The following is a 15,944-nucleotide window of genomic DNA, read 5'->3' on the forward strand; positions in this document are numbered from 1 at the left end:
GGTCAGGGGAAGGATCACATACTGGATGACGCGGCGCCACAGCGGCGCCCACGCACAGGACAGCGCGCCGGATGGTGCGCGTCACATCCTCAACATGGGGGCGCAACCCGGCCTGTGCAAAGGCAAAGTCCGGCACAAGCACTGCTTGCGCGGAAAACTGCCCGACAGGTTTCAGGTTGCGCGGAAACATGCTCAGTCGTCCTCCCCGTCATCCCAGTCATCCATGGGGGGCGGCGGCGCATCAGCGGCGAAGACCTCGGGAAAGCTGGCCTGCGCCCGCTTCACGTCGATCTTCAACAACGCCTCGTAAGAGCAGGGATCGAAGGGATCTTCCGCCGCCACAACCTCGCGGCCAAACAGCCATGACAGCCGCCCGGCATCCAGATTGCCACGCTCGAAAGGCTCTTCGCCGAAATGGTTCCACAGCGCGGCCATGAAGGCCGTATCCGCCGCGCGATCCACATTCTTGCGGTCCTTGAAACGCTCCCGTTTGATCAGCTTGCTGACGCCTTCCTTGTGGTTGGCGCGGCGGATCACGAACTGGAAGTCAGTGCCGGTCATCCGACCGGGGAAGCCACGATGCTTCAGCATGCCGCGCCCTCCTCAGCGAAGGGGCGGAAAGAGGCGGGCCGCGCCTGTGCGGCCCGCCCTTGCAGATCACTTGTATTTGCCGGTGAACACGGGCTCGGGCTGAACGACCGGCTCGTCCACGATGACAACGTCATCCTGCTTGGCGCCGCCGCAAGCGGCGAGGAAAGCCATGGTGCAGATGGCAAGGGTGATGCGGATGCTCGACATATTGGTCTCCAGTTTCGTTGGAGGGCGGCGCGATGCGGCCCCCGTGCAGGATTGCGAAGCGGGTTTGCCCGCTTCCTGCCCAGAATATCGCCATTTGCCTGCGAAAGACACGCCGAAAGCACCGCCATGACGCGATGTGACTGGCCTGCATCAAGTTTCGGCAGCTTCCCGCCGGACACCACAAGATGTTGCGACATCATCAGAACATCTCCCAGATGCAGGTGCCGTTTTCGACACGGAAGGATTCAAAGAACTGCGTGACCTCGGGCGCGGTCTCGCCGAAGGGCACTTCTGCTGCGGCCAGCGAGATGATGATCTGGCGTGGCGCGCCGCCCAGCTCTGCCATCCGCGGCAGGGCAAAGCGCTGGCACAGATCGGCCATGTCGGCGCTCGCCGTCTCGAAATCGACATTGCCGCCCTCGCGCGCGATCTGCGGCGCGACAAAGCGGAAGCGCAGCGCCGCGCCCACCGGGCCATCCTCGCTGCGGATCACATCCTGCAAGGTCACCGGCTGCCCCGAAGGCACGCTCAGCGCCTCGGCGCCGCCGGTCAGCACCACGGTGCCATCCTGCATCTGGCTTATCGCCTCGCCGGTCATGCCCTGCCCCCCTTGCGCAGCAGCACGCGGCGGCATTTCGGCGGCGCGGGCAGATCGGTCAAGGCGCCCAGCTTCTCCAGCTTGGCCGCCTGCTCTGCCGCCGTCGCCTCGCGCAGGTCCAGGATCGCGGCGCCGGTGGGGGTCACTGCGCGTTCCAGAAACGGCAGATAGAGATCGACGGGGTAATGGAAGCCGCAAGACAGGAAGCTGACCGCCAGATCCACCGGCCCTGCCGTTTCCGGCGCGGTGTCACGCGGGTTCAGCGTGGCGATGCGGCCTGCGGGAATCCCGTTATCCTGCAACAGCTTGCGCGCCACGGCGAGGCTCGAATAGGCCGCGCCCTCCTTGGCAAAGCCGAAATGCCGCCGCTCATTGCTTTCCAGATCAATCAGCAGCACATCCGCGCCCAGATCCTGCGCCGCGAACAGGTCAAACAGCCCGTAGCCACAGCCAATATCGGCAATCCGCTTCGGTGCCAGCTCGCGCAGCAGCGGCGCCAGCGCGCGATATTCTGCCGCGATCACCCCGGCCGCGCGGCGCGCGATCGCCACGCCCATCTCGTCGATCACCGCCCCGATCGGGGCCTCGTCGCCCTCGTTCCAGGCCTTAATGATACGGCCCGACTTCGGCCGGTCGAACATGACCTCCGACCGTTGCAGGATCAGGTTCAGATAGTCGCCCCGGGACAGGGCCGCGAAGTCCAGCGCCGTGATGGCGCCGTCCCCGGCCTCTGCCCCGATGTCGATGTCGAGCCGCATGGATTGCCCCCTTGATTGCGGTAACGCGTTACAAGGGGATGTTATCGTGTTTCTTCCAGGGGTTTGCCAGCTTCTTGCCACGAAGCGAGGCAAAGGCCCGCGTCACCCGCCGCCGGGTGGAGCGCGGCTGGATCACCTCGTCGATGAAACCGCGCTCGGCCGCGACGAAGGGATTGGCGAAACGGTCCTCGTAATCCTTGGTGCGGGCGGCGATCTTCTCCTTGTCGCCCAGCTCGCTGCGATAGAGGATCTCGGTGGCGCCCTTGGCCCCCATCACCGCGATTTCCGCCGTGGGCCAGGCATAGTTGAAATCGCCGCGCAGGGGTTTCGAGGCCATCACGTCATAGGCGCCGCCATAGGCCTTGCGGGTGATCACCGTCACCTTCGGCACCGTCGCCTCGCCATAGGCGAACAGCAGTTTCGCGCCGTGTTTGATGACGCCGCCATATTCTTGGCTCGTGCCCGGCAGGAAGCCCGGCACGTCAACCAGCGTCAGGATCGGAATTTCAAACGCATCGCAGAAGCGCACAAAGCGCGCGGCCTTACGCGAGCTGTCAATGTCCAGGCAGCCCGCCAGCACCATCGGCTGATTGGCCACCACGCCGACCGTCTGCCCTTCCATGCGGATGAAGCCGGTGATGATATTGCCCGCGTAATCCTTTTGAATCTCGTAGAAATCGCCCTCATCGGCGATTTTCAGGATCAGTTCCTTCATGTCATAGGGCTGGTTCGGATTGTCGGGGATCAGCGTATCCAGGCTGTCCTCCACCCGGCCCGGCTCGTCAAAGAACGGCCGCACCGGCGCCTTGTCGCGGTTGTTCAGCGGCAGGAAATCGACCAGACGGCGCACTTCGGCCAGCGCCTCCACATCGTTTTCAAAGGCACCATCGGCCACCGAGGATTTCTTGGTATGGGTGCTGGCGCCGCCCAGTTCCTCGGCGGTCACCACCTCGTTCGTCACCGTCTTCACCACATCCGGGCCGGTCACGAACATATAGGAGGTGTCCTTCACCATGAAGATGAAGTCGGTCATTGCCGGGCTGTAAACCGCCCCGCCCGCGCAGGGCCCCATGATGACGCTGATCTGCGGCACCACGCCGCTTGCCATGATATTGCGCTGAAACACCTCGGCATAGCCGGCCAGAGAGGCCACGCCTTCCTGAATCCGCGCCCCGCCCGAATCGTTCAGCCCGATCACCGGCGCGCCATTCTGCATCGCCATATCCATGATCTTGCAGATCTTTTGCGCATGCGTCTCCGACAGAGAGCCGCCGAACACCGTGAAATCCTGGCTGAACACATAGACCTGACGGCCATTGATCGTGCCCCAGCCGGTCACCACGCCATCCCCTGCCGGGCGGTCCTGCTCCATGCCGAAATCGGTGCAGCGATGGCGCACGAACATGTCGAACTCCTCGAAGGAACCCTCGTCCAGCAGCAGGTCGATCCGCTCCCGCGCCGTCAGCTTGCCCTTGGCGTGCTGCGCCGCCACACGACGCTCGCCCCCGCCAGCACGGGCCACGGCACGACGGGTCTCAAGCTCTTGCAGGATGTCTTTCATGGCGGTCCTCTCCCCCTGGGAATCGGTCGCACAATATTCTTGCGTCGGCGGATCGCATACTGAAATTCCGTAAATTTGCAAATTATTGGCAGAGCCGCGATTGCAAATTGCAAATTCAGCAAATCTTGCCTTTGCCAGCGCCACAGGGCAAGCCAGAGGCCAAGCGCAAAGGAGAGTGCCATGCCCAGCCTGCCCGTTCCCGTTCTCACCATCGGCCTGCTGCTGGCCTCGAACATCTTCATGACCTTCGCCTGGTATGGCCATCTGAAGTTCAAGACCGCGCCGATGATCACGGTGATCCTCATCTCCTGGGGCATTGCGCTGTTTGAATACATGCTCATGGTTCCGGCCAACCGCATCGGGCACACGCATTTCTCCGCGGCCGAGCTGAAGACGATTCAAGAGGTGATCACGCTGCTGGTCTTCGGGGTATTTTCGGTGTTCTTCCTGAAAGAACCCTTAACCTGGAACCACCTGCTCGGGTTTTCCTTCATCGCGCTTGGCGCCTTTTTCATCTTCCACAAGTGGTGAAGGCGACGCCAGACGCCGCAACCGGGATGGACAGGCGCGCGCGCAGGGCCTAGCCCTGAGGCCATGCGCGACCTGCCACCCCCCCATTTCCTTGATCCCGCCACCCCGCCCTCGGTGCTGACCCTCACGCTGCTGGCCGGGGTTTCGGCGCTCAGCATGAACATCTTCCTGCCCTCGCTGCCCTCGATGGCGGCCTGGTATGGCGTGCCCTATGCCACGATGCAGCTCTCGGTCGCGCTTTACCTCGCGCTCTCGGCGGGGCTGCAAATCCTCATCGGCCCGGTCTCCGACCGCTTCGGGCGGCGCAAGGTGGTGCTGGGGGCGCTCGTCCTGTTCCTGATCGCCACGCTCGCCGTCTTGCTGGCCCCCACCGCCGAGACCTTCCTGATCGCCCGCATGGCGCAGGCCGTGGTCGCGGCGGGCATGGTTCTCAGCCGCGCCATCGTGCGCGATATGGTCTCGGATGCGCGGGCGGCCTCGATGATCGGCTATGTCACCATGGGCATGAGCCTGGTGCCGATGGTCGGCCCGGTGATCGGCGGGGTGCTGGATGATCTGTTCGGCTGGCAGGCCAGTTTCGCCTTCCTGCTGATCTGCGGGCTGGCCGTGACATGGCTGTGCTGGCGCGACCTGGGCGAGACCTCGCGCCCCTCGGGCCTTGGCCTCGGCGCGCAAGTGGCGCAATATCCACGGCTTTTGGCCTCGCAGCGCTTCTGGGGCTATGCGCTGGCCGCAGCCCTCTCCTCGGGCTGTTTCTTCGCCTATCTGGGCGGCGCGCCCTATGTGGGAACGGCGATTTTCGGGCTGACCTCCAGCCAGATCGGCCTTCTGTTTGCCCTCACGGCGCTTGGCTATGCCGGGGGCAATTTCCTCGCCGGGCGGTTTTCCGAGCGTCTGGGGATGAACCGCATGGTGCTGTGGGGCGGGTCGGTCACCGTGCTGGCTTGCGGCATTCTGGTGTTGTGTTCGCTGGGGAGCCTGATGACAGCGCCGCTGTTCTTTGGTCTGACCGGGGTGATGGGGCTGGGGAATGGCATTTGCCTGCCCAATGCCAATGCGGGCATCCTGTCAGTGCGGCCCGAGCTTGCGGGCACCGCCTCGGGGCTTGGCGGCGCCATCGTGATCGGCGGCGGTGCGGGTCTGGCGGCGCTGGCGGGGCATCTGCTGCCGCCGGGCGCCACCGAGCTGCCCCTGGTGCTGCTGATGCTGGGCTGCGCCCTGGGCTCGGTGCTGGCGATCCTCTGGGTCATGGCCCGCGCCCGGGCCTTGGGGATGTAGGGCCTCGGCCATTTCCGTTAACCCCGCCTTAACCCTGATCTGCGAGCTTGACAGCCATAGTTTGCAAAAGCGATGAACGGCTTTAGCAAAGGCGAGGAGGCCAGCCATGAGCACGCAGAAACTCTATGCCGGGGTCAAGCTGCGCGAGTTGCGTGGCCGGCTGGGTGTCACGCAAAAGGCCTTTGCCGACAAGCTGGGCGTGTCCCTGCCCTATCTGAACCAGATGGAGAACAACCACCGCCCGGTTTCCGCCGCCGTGGTGCTGTCTTTGGTGCAGGAATTCGGCTTTGACGTGACCGAACTGACCACCGGCGATGCCGAGCGCATCGTGTCCGACATGCGCGAGGCGCTGGCCGATCCGGTGTTCCAGAACGCCACCGCGCCGCTGGCCGATCTGCGCCTTGCCGCCTCCAACGCACCGGCGCTGGCCCGCGCCTTCCTTGACCTGCACCGCGCCTATCGCCAGACCCATGAACGCCTCGCCTCGCTGGACGAGGCTCTGGGCCGCGAAGACGCCGCCCTGCGGCCAAGCCCGTGGGAGGAGGTGCGCGACTTCTTTCACTATTGCGACAATTACCTCGATGCGATCGACCGCGCGGCGGAACATTACGCAATGCCCGCAGGCACCCGGAAAGACCCGCTTTTCATCGCCTCCGAGACCCTCGCCAAGGCGGGCATCGACTTGCAGTTTTCCGACACTGCGCAGCTGCGCCATTACGATGCCAGCGCGCGCCATCTGGCGATCTCGGGCCGCGCCGCCGGGCCGACACAGCGCTTCCAGTTGCTGTATCAGGTGGCGCTGACCACCCAGAACGAGCTGCTGGAGGCCACGCTCGACCTCGCCCGCTTCGCCACGCCCGAGGCGCGCGACATCGCCAAGATCGGCCTTGCCAATTACTTTGCGGGTGCCGCCCTCCTGCCCTACCGCGCCTTCCAGCAGGCCGCGATGGAGGAGCGCCACGACCTCGAGCGCCTTGCCGACCTGTTCGGCGCCAGCATCGAGCAGGTGGCCCATCGCCTTTCCACCCTGCAACGCCCCGGCGCCAAGGGGATTCCCTTCTTTTTCGTCCGCGTCGATCAGGCGGGCACCATCACCAAGCGCCACTCTGCCACCCGGCTGCAATTCGCCCGTTTCGGCGGCGCCTGCCCCTTGTGGAACATGCACCGCGCCTTTGAAACGCCGGGGCAGTTCCTGCGCCAGCTGGCCGAAACCCCCGATGGCGTGCGCTATCTGTGCCTCGCCCGCGATGTCACCAAACGCGGCGGCAGTTTCGGCGCGCCGGTGCGCCGCTATGCCATTGGCCTCGGCTGCGAGGTGCAGCACGCCGATGCGCTGGTCTATGCCGATGGCATGGACCTGCGCGGCGCGTTCGAGCCCATCGGCATCAGCTGCCGCATCTGCGAGCGCCGCGATTGTCACCAGCGCTCGGTCCCGCCGCTGGAACGCCGCTTGCGCGTCGACCCCGACAGCCGCGGCATCCTGCCCTATCAGATCGCCGATTGATCGGGCGCAATCGCCCTTGGCCGCCCCTCGCCATCAATCGCGACAAAGGTGAAACTGGCGTCGGTCACCTTGAAGCTCTCGTCGCCATAGCGGTCGCGCCGCCAGGCCTCGACGTGAATCCGCATCGAGCTGCGCCCGACGGTCTCCAGATCGGCGTAAAGCGAGACCTCGTCGCCCACCTTCACCGGCTTGAGGAATGTCATCCCCTCCACTGCAATCGTCGCCGCCCGCCCCCGCGCGATCCGCGCCGCCAGATTGCCCGCCGCCAGATCCATCTGCGCCATCAGCCAGCCGCCGAAAATATCGCCTGCCGGGTTGGTATCGGCAGGCATGGCGATGGTGCGGATGACGGGTTCGGTTTGGGGCGGGGTGGTATCGGGCGGGGTTCGGGTCATGCGGGGCCTCCTGCTGCGCGCCCTCACCCTGCCCGCTTTGCTGAGCCCCGCCAAGCCAACAGGCCGCTGCAAAGCCACGAAAAAGGGCGGCAGGTTGCCCCGCCGCCCCAAAATCTTGCCATCCTGCCGCTTATTCCACCGACAGCGCCACGAAACGCGGATCGCCGCCGCGACGGATCAGCAGCAGGATCGACTTGCGCCCCGCCTCGCGGGCCTCGTCGATGCGCGCCTCCAGATCCTCGATGCGCACCACCTTCTGCTGGCCCGCCTCGGTGATCAGATCGCCCTCGCGCAGACCCTTGGTATAGGCCTCCGACGTGCCATCCACCGCCGTCACCAGCAGGCCCGAGGCATCGCCCGGCAGGCCCAGCTTGCTGGCGGCCTCTTCGGTCAGCGGCTCCACCGTCAGGCCCATCAGCTCGGCCTTGGCCGGAGCCTTGCTGCCCGGCTTGGCACCCTCCGGCGCCTCGCTGGCCTCGGCCTCCTCGCGACGGCCCAGCGTCACGTCCAGCACCTCGGTCTTGCCCTCGCGCAGCACCTCGACCTTCACGGCCTCGCCCACCGGCGCATCAGCCACCCGCCGCGTCAGATCGCGCACATCCTTCACCGGCTTGCCGTCAAACAGCCGGATCACATCGCCCGACAGCAGACCCGCATCCTTGGCAGGCCCGTCCGGCACATCGGTGATCAGCGCGCCGACCACCCCCTTGCCCAGACCCATCGCCTCGGCCACATCCGGCGTCACGTCCTGAATGCGCACGCCCAGCCAGCCGCGCCGCGTCTCGCCAAATTCGCGCAACTGATCGACCACCTTGGTCACCACATTCGACGCCATCGAGAAGCCGATCCCGATCGAGCCGCCGGTGGGCGACAGGATGGCGGTGTTCACACCGACCACCTGCCCGTCCATGTTGAACAGCGGCCCGCCCGAATTGCCCTTGTTGATCGCGGCATCGGTTTGCAGGAAATCGTCATAGGCGCCCTGCAATTCCCGCCCGCGCGCCGAGACGATCCCGGCCGAAACCGAGAAGCCCTGCCCCAGCGGGTTGCCCATCGCCATCACCCAATCGCCCACGCGCATCAGGTCGCTGTCGCCAAAGCTGACATAGGGCAGCGGCGTCGGGCTTTCGACCTTCAGCAGCGCAATATCGGTTTTCGGGTCGGTGCCGATCAGCTTGGCCGGCAGCCGCTCCTTCGAGAAGAACTCGATCTCGATCTCGTCGGCGCCCTCGATGACGTGATTGTTCGTGACGATATAGCCGTCTTCCGAGATCACGAAGCCCGAGCCCAGGGCCTCCGACCGGCGCGGCTCGCCGCCCTCGCCATCGGGGTTCTGGAACTGGTCGAAGAAATCCTGAAAGGGCGAGCCCTCGGGCAGGCGCGGCATATCCTCGCTCGAGGCCTCGATCACCGCAGAGGTGGTGATATTCACCACCGCCGGGCTGATCTTGTCCGCCAGATCGGCAAAACTTTCGGGGGCGCCACGGGCATGGGCGAAATGGGCAGGCCCCATGGCGACAGTCAGGCCCAGCAACAGCGCGCCCATCAGCCGGGGCACGGAGCGGGTCCGGGAGTCCAGGATCGAGACAGTGGATTGCACCGCAAAACTCCTTTTCGGTCGCAAACAGGTCCGGCGCTCGGGCCGGTCCGGGAACATCCAACAGCTAGGCAGCGACAAAGGCAATGCAAACCCCGGTCGCGGCGCCTCAAAGGGATGTGATTCTTTGTTTCAGTTTTGGGTTTCCGTTTCGGGCATTCAGCTTTCGGGGCGGGTCCGTCTTTCGGCGTCAGTTCGGCAGCCGGGTGAAGGTGACGGGATTGCCGCGCGGCAGATGCAGCAGCTCCATCCGCTCCGCCGTCAGCGCGGTCACCGCGAAACAGGTCTGCTCCGACGGGTCGCCCCCCAGCAGTTGCAGGCGGATGGCAAGGCCTTCGGTCTCCACCCCCTCCAGGCCGCAGCCCTCGGCCAGCGTCAGCAGATGGTCGCCCATCACATCGCCCGCATAGGTCTCGCTCCAGGTCGAGCCGCGCACCGTCAGCACAAAGCCGGGGTCATCGCCCTGCCATGCGCCCTGCATCAGCGCGCGCTCGGTCGCATGGGCATCCTGCCCCGGCGCGAGGCCCGCCAGCACCGCCTCCACCGTGATGTCGCCCATGCTGACCATATCGCCGGTCACGATCACCGGCGCATTGAGCGGCAGCGCCGCCAGTTCGGCCATCACCCCGGGCGGGGTCGCGCCATCGGCCCAGGCCACCCAGCGGACCCCTTCCGCGATCAGCGTGCAGCCCGCGCCCTCGCCCTCCGCGCTGCACCCGTCCACCAGGGCCTCCACCGTGAAAGGCTCGCCATAGGTGCCGGGCGGAAAGGCCCGGTCTTGGGCGAAGGCAGGCAGGGCAACGGCAATCAGGGGCAACAGCGCGAGGGGTTTCATTCCAGCACATCCTCGATCGGGGCGCTTTCCGCAGCTTTCCGGGTCGCGGCTTTCTTTGGCGCGGCCTTGGTTGCAGCCTTCGCCGCCGGTTTCTTGGCCGCCGGCTTCTTCGCCGCAGCCTTCTTCGCAGGCGCCTTCTTGGCCGCGGCCGTTTCCGCCGCCTCGGCCTTCGGCTTCGCCGCCTTCTTCGCGGTTTTCTTCGCAGGCGTCTTGCCCGCCTTTTCCGCGATCAGAACCAACGCCTCCTCCAGCGTCACGGCCTCGGGCTCCACGCCCTTGGGCAGGGTCGCATTGACCTTTTCCCATTTCACATAGGGCCCGTATTTGCCCGGCATCACCTGCACTGCGCCGCCATCCGGATGCGCGCCCAGCTCGCGCAGCGGCTGTGCCGGCGCCCCGCGCCCGGCGCCCCGGCTCGCCTTCAAGGCCAGCACTTCCATCGCGCGGTTCATGCCGATGGTGAACACTTCCTCCACATCGGGCAGGTTCGCATAGGTGCTGTTATGCTTGATATAGGGGCCAAACCGGCCAATCCCGGCCTCGACCACCGCGCCGTCCTCCGGGTGCGGGCCAATCGGGCGCGGCAGGTTCAGCAGCATCAGCGCGCGTTCCAGATCAATGCTGTCGGGCGCCCAGCCCTTCGGCAGGCTGGCGCGCGGCGGCTTCGGCACCTCCTCGGTCGCGTCACCCTTCTGCACATAGGGCCCGAACCGCCCCGAGCGGATGGTGACCGGCACGCCGTCCTCATCCTGCCCCAGCACCTTGCCATCGGGCGTGATCGCGCCGCTGTCATCGCCGACCGAGATGGGCCGGGTATAGCGGCATTCAGGATAGTTCCCGCAACCGATGAACGCCCCGCCAGACCGCGCGGTCTTCAGATGCAGCCGCCCCGAACCGCAGGTCGGGCAGGCGCGCGGGTCACCGCCATCAGCGCGGGCCGGATAAAGATGCGGCCCCAGAAATTCGTCAATCTTGTCCAGCACTTCGCTGATGCGCAGATCGGCGGTTTCCGCCACCGCGGCCGAGAAATCGCGCCAGAACCGCGCCAGCACTTCCTTGTAATCGCGCTCGCCCGCCGACACGTCATCCAGCTCGCCCTCCAGCGAGGCGGTGAAATCATATTCCACATATTGCCGGAAGAAATTGGTCAGAAACGCCGTGACCAGCCGCCCCTTATCCTCCGGGATCAGCCGGTTCTTGTCGCGCCGCACATATTCGCGGTCCTGAATCGTGGTCAGGATCGAGGCATAGGTGGAGGGGCGCCCGATGCCCAGCTCTTCCATCCGCTTCACCAGCGTGGCCTCGGTATAGCGCGGCGGGGCCTGGGTGAAATGTTGCTCCGGCACCACCGCGCCGCGCGCCAGGGCATCGCCCTGCATGATCTGCGGCAGGCGGCCCTCGTCTTCGGCCTCCTCGTCGCGGCCCTCATCGTAAACCTTGAGGAACCCGTCAAACAACACCACCTGGCCCGTGGCGCGCAGGCCCACCTGCCCATCGGGGCTTTGCACCTCGACGCTCGTGCGCTCCATCCGCGCCGCCGCCATCTGGCTGGCAATGGTGCGCTTCCAGATCAGGTCATAGAGCTTGCGCTGATCGGCCTCGACCAGCCGCAAATCCTCGGGCGCCGCCGCCATGTCGGTGGGGCGGATACACTCGTGGGCTTCCTGCGCGTTCTTGGCCTTGTTCTTGTAGATGCGCGGGCTGTCGGGCACATAGTCGGCACCAAAGCGCTTGCCGATCTCGGCCCGGGCCTGCGCAATCGCCTCCGGCGCCATGTCGATGCCGTCGGTCCGCATATAGGTGATATGGCCCGCCTCATAAAGCCGCTGCGCCGCGTTCATCGTGGCCTTGGCGCCCATGCCGAACTTGCGGCTGGCCTCCTGTTGCAGGGTCGAGGTCATGAAGGGCGCAAAGGGGTTGCGGCTGGCGGGCTTCTTGTCCACCGCCGCGACGCTGAAGGTTCGATTTTGAATGGCAGTGACCGCCAGATCGGCGGCCTCCGCCGTCGGAATGTCGAACTTGTCCAGTTTCTTGCCACCCAGCAGCACCAGCCGCGTGTCAAATTCCTGGCCCCGCGGCGTGCGGAACGTGGCGCCGACCGACCAGTATTCGCGGGCGCGAAAAGCCTCGATCTCCATCTCGCGTTCCACGATCAGCCGCAGGCAGACCGATTGCACCCGCCCCGCCGATTTCGCGCCCGGCAGCTTGCGCCACAGCACGGGCGACAGGGTGAAGCCCACCAGATAATCCAGCGCGCGGCGGGCGAGATAGGCATCCACCAGCGCCACATCCACCTGGCGCGGGTTCTTCATCGCCTCGGTCACCGCCGATTTGGTGATCGCGTTGAAGGTCACGCGGCTGACCTTCTTGCCCTTTTTCAGGCTCGACGCGAGCGCCTCCTGCAAATGCCAGCTGATCGCCTCGCCCTCGCGGTCGGGGTCGGTGGCCAAAATCAGCTCGTCATCGGTTTTCAAGGCCTCGGCGATGGCGCGGACATGCTTCTTGCTGTCAGCCGCCACCTCCCATTTCATGTCGAAATCATTCTCGGTATCGACCGAACCATCCTTGGGCGGCAGGTCGCGGACATGGCCGTAAGAGGCCAGCACCGTATAGTCGGAGCCGAGATATTTGTTGATTGTCTTGGCCTTGGCCGGAGACTCGACGACGACGACTGCCATGAATACCTCTTGCGCCCGGCCTGTGCAGGGCGCCGAAAGATGTGTGCGATACGCCCCCCATGTCAAGGCAGGCCGCGTTCGTCAAGCCCGGCCGGGCTTTGACGCAAGGCGGGAAAAGCGGCAGATTACCGCCAGATTCGCCCTTTGAAGGATTTTTCCGATGCGCATTCTCCCCCCGCTTTCGCTGCTTTTCAGCCTCGCCCTCGCCGCCCCCGCTTTCGGCTGGGAGACCCCCGCCAAGGGCAGCGCCGATCGCAAGGCGATGATGGATGCGCTGCGCCCCCATGCCGAATGGAACCTGAACGCGCCGGTCGAATTTGTGGTGGACACGCTGCGCGTCGAGGGCAAGCTGGGCTTTGCCATGGTCACCCCGCAGCGCCCCGGCGGCAAGCCCATCGACCTGTCGCAAACCCCGATGGTCGAGCGGGATGGTTTCGACCCCGCCTATATGGACGGGGCCGCCATGCAGGCGCTGCTGCAAAAGCAGGGCAAGACCTGGGTTGTGGTCCATTGGCAGATGGGCGCCAGCGATGTCTGGTGGTCCGAGCCGCAATATTGCAGCATCTGGGGCAAGCTGACGCCGGAGGTTTGCGGCTGATCCGCAGCGCCGGTTCACGCCCGCGCCAGCAGGCCGCCCGGCTGCCGCACCAGCGCCCCCTCCATCTCCAGCGCCAGCAGTTCCGGCGTCACATCATCAGAGGGCAGCGCCAGATCGCGGATCAGCTGATCCTCGGCCAGCGGGCTGGGCGCCAGCCGGTCCAGGATCAGCCGGTGCAGCGCCGCCAGATCGCGCAGCGGCCGGCGCGGCGGCACCGGGCCGGGCAAGCCTGGCTCCGGCAAATCCTGGCCGGGCAAATCTGGCACGGCCAGCGGCCCTTCGGCCCGCACCCCCTGCATCCCCAGCGCCTCCAGCACATCCGAGGCCGCGCGCACCAGCGTGGCCCCCTCGCGGATCAGCAAGTTGCACCCCGCCGCCCGCGCATCGAACGGATGCCCCGGCACGGCGAACACCTCGCGCCCCTGCTCTGCCGCCTCGCGCGCAGTGAGCAGCGAACCAGAGCGCGCCGCCGCTTCCACCACCACCAAAGCCCGGCTCAGGCCCGAGATGATTCGGTTGCGCAGCGGGAAATGCCGCGCCTGCGGCTCCAGCCCCGGCGGCTGTTCCGAGACCAGACAGCCGGTCTCCGCCATCCGTGCCATCAGCGGCCCGTTCTCGGCCGGATACACCCGGTCCACGCCGCCCGCCACCACCGCCACCGTGCCAGTGGCAAGGCTCGCCACATGGGCCTCGGCGTCGATCCCGCGCGCAAGCCCCGAGACCACGGTGAACCCCGCCTCGCCCAGGGCCGCCGCCAGCCGCCGCGCCATGCGCAGCCCGAGGCTGGAGGCATTGCGCGCCCCCACCACCCCCACCATCGGGCTGAGCAGAAGCTCGGGCCGCCCGCGCAACCACAGGATGGGCGGTGCGTCGGCAATCTGACGCAAGGCGTCGGGATAGTGCCGGTCGCCCGCGCACAGCATCCGCGCGCCCACCGCCCGCGCCGCCCGCATCTCGGCCAGGGCGACCGCCTCCGGGCAGGGTTCATAACCCTCGATCCCCCCGGCCCGCGCGATCTCCGGCAGGGCCTCCAGCGCGGCCTGCGCGCTGCCATGTTCGGCCACCAGACGGTGATAGGTGGCAGGCCCGACCCGGCGGGAACGAATGAGGCGCAGACGGCAGAGCCGATCCTGTTCCGTGGTGTGGGGTGTGGGGTGTGGGGTGTCCAGCCCGGCAACCATCGCATGCTCCTCATTCGCCCCGCCAGACTGGCCCGCCAATGGTTAACAGAGCGTAAAAAAACCGCGGCCCGGCGCGAAAAATCATGCCGCTTGCGGGCCGGGCGCGCACGCGTTACCCCAAGGGCATGAAAGCGCCAGATGCCCCCCTTTCCCCGCCCGAGGACAGCCGCAAATTCGTGGCGCGCGGCGTCGCGCATGTCACCCTGCCCAAGGTGGCCGAACCCGTCTCGGTGGCCTTCGTGCTGGTCCCGAAATTCACCCTGCTGGCCTTCACCTCGGCCATCGAACCGCTGCGCGTCGCCAATCAGCTGACCGGGCAGATCCTGTTCCGCTGGCAGACCTTCTCCGAGGATGGCCAGCCGGTCACCAGCTCTTGCGGCGTGCCGGTGATGACCGAAGGCACCCTGCCCGAGGCCCCGCCTGCGGGCTATGTGCTGGTCTGCGGCGGCGTGGAGCCGGAAACCCGCATGACCGCCAGCCTCGCCGATTGGCTGCGCGGCCAATGGCGGCGCGGCCGCACCGTGGGCGGGCTTTGCACCGGGGCCTATGCGCTGGCGCGGGCGGGCATCCTCAAGGGGCGCCGCTTCACCCTGCATTGGGAAAACCTCGGCGGCTTTACCGAGACCTTCCCCGATCTGACGCCCGCCCGGCAGGTCTTCTGCATCGAGGATCGCATCGTCACCTGCGCCGGTGGCGTGGCGGCGGCGGACCTCATGCTGAAGCTGATCCATGACCGCTATGGCGCGCAGCTGAGCCAGGAGGTCATGAACATGTGCCTCCTGACCCAACGCCGCACCGAGGAAGACGAACAGATCACCTCGCTCGCCGCCCGGCTTGGTACGCGCAACGAGAAGCTCATCAAGGCGGTGGCCTTTCTGGAGGCGCGCATCGAGGAGGAATTCGACCTCGACGCCTGCGCCGACCATCTCGGCGTGTCCCGCCGCCAGATCGAGCGTCTGTTCAACCGCTATCTGGGCGTCACCCCCGTGCGCTACATGAACGACCTGCGCCTGCAACATGGCCGCGCGCTGCTGGCGGAAACCGACATGAGCGTGACCGAAGTGGCCGTGGCCTGCGGCTATGCCTCGTCGAGCCATTTCTCGAAGAGCTTCCGCAAGAAATACGGCGTCTCCCCCTATCGCTTCTCGCATTTCGGGGCGTGAGGGGGGCTGAGGCTCTCGCGGCAACAGACCAGCTCTCAGTTCGCTCCATGGTCACGGCCTCGCACCAGCGGCCTCGGGCGGATCAGGAAACGCAACGCGTTTTCCCGCCCGCGTCGAACCGATCCGCCAAACCGCCTCAGCCCATGACCGAGAGGCCAGAGCCTGCCCCGGCGGGTGCAAAGCGCCCGCCAATGGCGGGGCGGGCGGCTCACCCGGTGGTTTTGGGCCACCGGCCCAAACGCGGAAACGCTGCCGCGTGACCTCGGCAATGGCCTCGGCGAGCCCTCACCCTAGCCCAGATCTCTGCCACAACATTTGGTGCAGCCATGTGCCAGCACCGGCGGCCAAGGCCATCAGGATGGGGCTGCCAGTCACCGCCCCACAAAGAAACACTGCAGAAACGACCACCAGAGCGAATGAAACGAATTTCAAGACAGCCATGATCAAGCCCCTTCCTGTAACCATGGCA

Annotated in this window: 16 protein-coding genes; 5 read left to right on the forward strand and 11 right to left on the reverse strand. The window is 66.3% G+C overall.

Going from position 1 to position 15,944, the window contains the following annotated elements:
- Positions 1 to 192: 192 nt before the first annotated feature.
- The 5 genes from JNN06_RS15890 to JNN06_RS15910 all read right to left on the reverse strand — a co-directional run bounded on the left by JNN06_RS15890 (position 193) and on the right by JNN06_RS15910 (position 3,715).
- Positions 193 to 591 carry a hypothetical protein gene (locus JNN06_RS15890; RefSeq protein WP_291240570.1) on the reverse strand — a complete coding sequence of 133 codons (399 nt, stop codon included), beginning with the start codon at positions 589 to 591 and terminating at the stop codon, positions 193 to 195.
- A 66-nt stretch (positions 592 to 657) separates the two neighbouring features.
- The gene (locus tag JNN06_RS15895) at positions 658 to 798 is read right to left on the reverse strand and encodes a hypothetical protein (RefSeq protein WP_291240571.1); all 141 of its coding nucleotides are present in this window, start codon (positions 796 to 798) and stop codon (positions 658 to 660) included.
- 199 nt (positions 799 to 997) lie between these two features.
- Positions 998 to 1,396: a DUF6497 family protein gene (locus JNN06_RS15900; protein ID WP_291240572.1), complete on the reverse strand. Its 399-nt coding sequence runs from the start codon at positions 1,394 to 1,396 to the stop codon at positions 998 to 1,000.
- Complete coding sequence (locus tag JNN06_RS15905; protein WP_291240573.1) at positions 1,393 to 2,154, reverse strand: class I SAM-dependent methyltransferase; 762 nt, start codon at positions 2,152 to 2,154, stop codon at positions 1,393 to 1,395. Before JNN06_RS15905 ends, JNN06_RS15900 begins: the two co-directional genes overlap by 4 nt.
- Positions 2,155 to 2,182: 28 nt before the next feature.
- Complete coding sequence (locus JNN06_RS15910; RefSeq protein WP_291240574.1) at positions 2,183 to 3,715, reverse strand: acyl-CoA carboxylase subunit beta; 1,533 nt, start codon at positions 3,713 to 3,715, stop codon at positions 2,183 to 2,185.
- Between the two features lie 180 nt (positions 3,716 to 3,895).
- On the opposite strand from JNN06_RS15910, the gene JNN06_RS15915 reads away from it, so the two are divergent.
- The 3 genes from JNN06_RS15915 to JNN06_RS15925 all read left to right on the forward strand — a co-directional run bounded on the left by JNN06_RS15915 (position 3,896) and on the right by JNN06_RS15925 (position 7,028).
- Entirely contained in the window at positions 3,896 to 4,246 is a 351-nt protein-coding gene (locus JNN06_RS15915) for a DMT family protein (protein WP_291240575.1), read from the forward strand.
- A gap of 63 nt (positions 4,247 to 4,309) precedes the next feature.
- Positions 4,310 to 5,524 carry a multidrug effflux MFS transporter gene (locus JNN06_RS15920; RefSeq protein ID WP_291240576.1) on the forward strand — a complete coding sequence of 405 codons (1,215 nt, stop codon included), beginning with the start codon at positions 4,310 to 4,312 and terminating at the stop codon, positions 5,522 to 5,524.
- Between the two features lie 106 nt (positions 5,525 to 5,630).
- The gene (locus JNN06_RS15925) at positions 5,631 to 7,028 is read left to right on the forward strand and encodes a short-chain fatty acyl-CoA regulator family protein (RefSeq protein ID WP_291240577.1); all 1,398 of its coding nucleotides are present in this window, start codon (positions 5,631 to 5,633) and stop codon (positions 7,026 to 7,028) included.
- Here JNN06_RS15925 and JNN06_RS15930 read toward each other — a convergent pair.
- The 4 genes from JNN06_RS15930 to topA all read right to left on the reverse strand — a co-directional run bounded on the left by JNN06_RS15930 (position 7,013) and on the right by topA (position 12,533).
- Positions 7,013 to 7,423: an acyl-CoA thioesterase gene (locus JNN06_RS15930; protein WP_291240578.1), complete on the reverse strand. Its 411-nt coding sequence runs from the start codon at positions 7,421 to 7,423 to the stop codon at positions 7,013 to 7,015. The genes JNN06_RS15925 and JNN06_RS15930 overlap by 16 nt on opposite strands.
- A gap of 130 nt (positions 7,424 to 7,553) precedes the next feature.
- The gene (locus JNN06_RS15935; protein ID WP_291240585.1) at positions 7,554 to 8,969 is read right to left on the reverse strand and encodes a DegQ family serine endoprotease; all 1,416 of its coding nucleotides are present in this window, start codon (positions 8,967 to 8,969) and stop codon (positions 7,554 to 7,556) included.
- A gap of 241 nt (positions 8,970 to 9,210) precedes the next feature.
- On the reverse strand, positions 9,211 to 9,855 hold the full coding sequence (locus tag JNN06_RS15940) for a hypothetical protein (RefSeq protein ID WP_291240579.1): 645 nt from the start codon (positions 9,853 to 9,855) through the stop codon (positions 9,211 to 9,213).
- On the reverse strand, positions 9,852 to 12,533 hold the full coding sequence (topA, locus tag JNN06_RS15945; protein ID WP_291240580.1) for a type I DNA topoisomerase: 2,682 nt from the start codon (positions 12,531 to 12,533) through the stop codon (positions 9,852 to 9,854). The genes JNN06_RS15940 and topA overlap by 4 nt, the downstream gene beginning before the upstream one ends.
- Before the next feature lie 160 nt (positions 12,534 to 12,693).
- Between topA and JNN06_RS15950 the strand changes: the two genes are divergently transcribed.
- Positions 12,694 to 13,131 (forward strand): hypothetical protein, encoded by a 438-nt coding sequence (locus tag JNN06_RS15950; RefSeq protein WP_291240581.1) that lies wholly within the window; start codon positions 12,694 to 12,696, stop codon positions 13,129 to 13,131.
- 14 nt (positions 13,132 to 13,145) lie between these two features.
- Here JNN06_RS15950 and dprA read toward each other — a convergent pair whose 3' ends face one another.
- Positions 13,146 to 14,312: a DNA-processing protein DprA gene (gene dprA, locus JNN06_RS15955; protein WP_291240582.1), complete on the reverse strand. Its 1,167-nt coding sequence runs from the start codon at positions 14,310 to 14,312 to the stop codon at positions 13,146 to 13,148.
- A gap of 125 nt (positions 14,313 to 14,437) precedes the next feature.
- Between dprA and JNN06_RS15960 the strand changes: the two genes are divergently transcribed.
- A complete protein-coding gene (locus JNN06_RS15960; protein WP_291240583.1) occupies positions 14,438 to 15,475 on the forward strand; it encodes a GlxA family transcriptional regulator in 1,038 nt (345 codons plus the stop codon).
- A 285-nt stretch (positions 15,476 to 15,760) separates the two neighbouring features.
- On the opposite strand, the gene JNN06_RS15965 is transcribed toward JNN06_RS15960, so the two are convergent.
- Positions 15,761 to 15,944 (reverse strand): hypothetical protein (locus tag JNN06_RS15965; RefSeq protein ID WP_291240584.1); only part of this gene is annotated, 184 nt, incomplete at its 5' end.

The sequence above is a fragment of the Gemmobacter sp. genome (genome assembly GCF_016792925.1).
In the GTDB taxonomy this organism is placed as follows: Bacteria; Pseudomonadota; Alphaproteobacteria; order Rhodobacterales; family Rhodobacteraceae; genus Gemmobacter.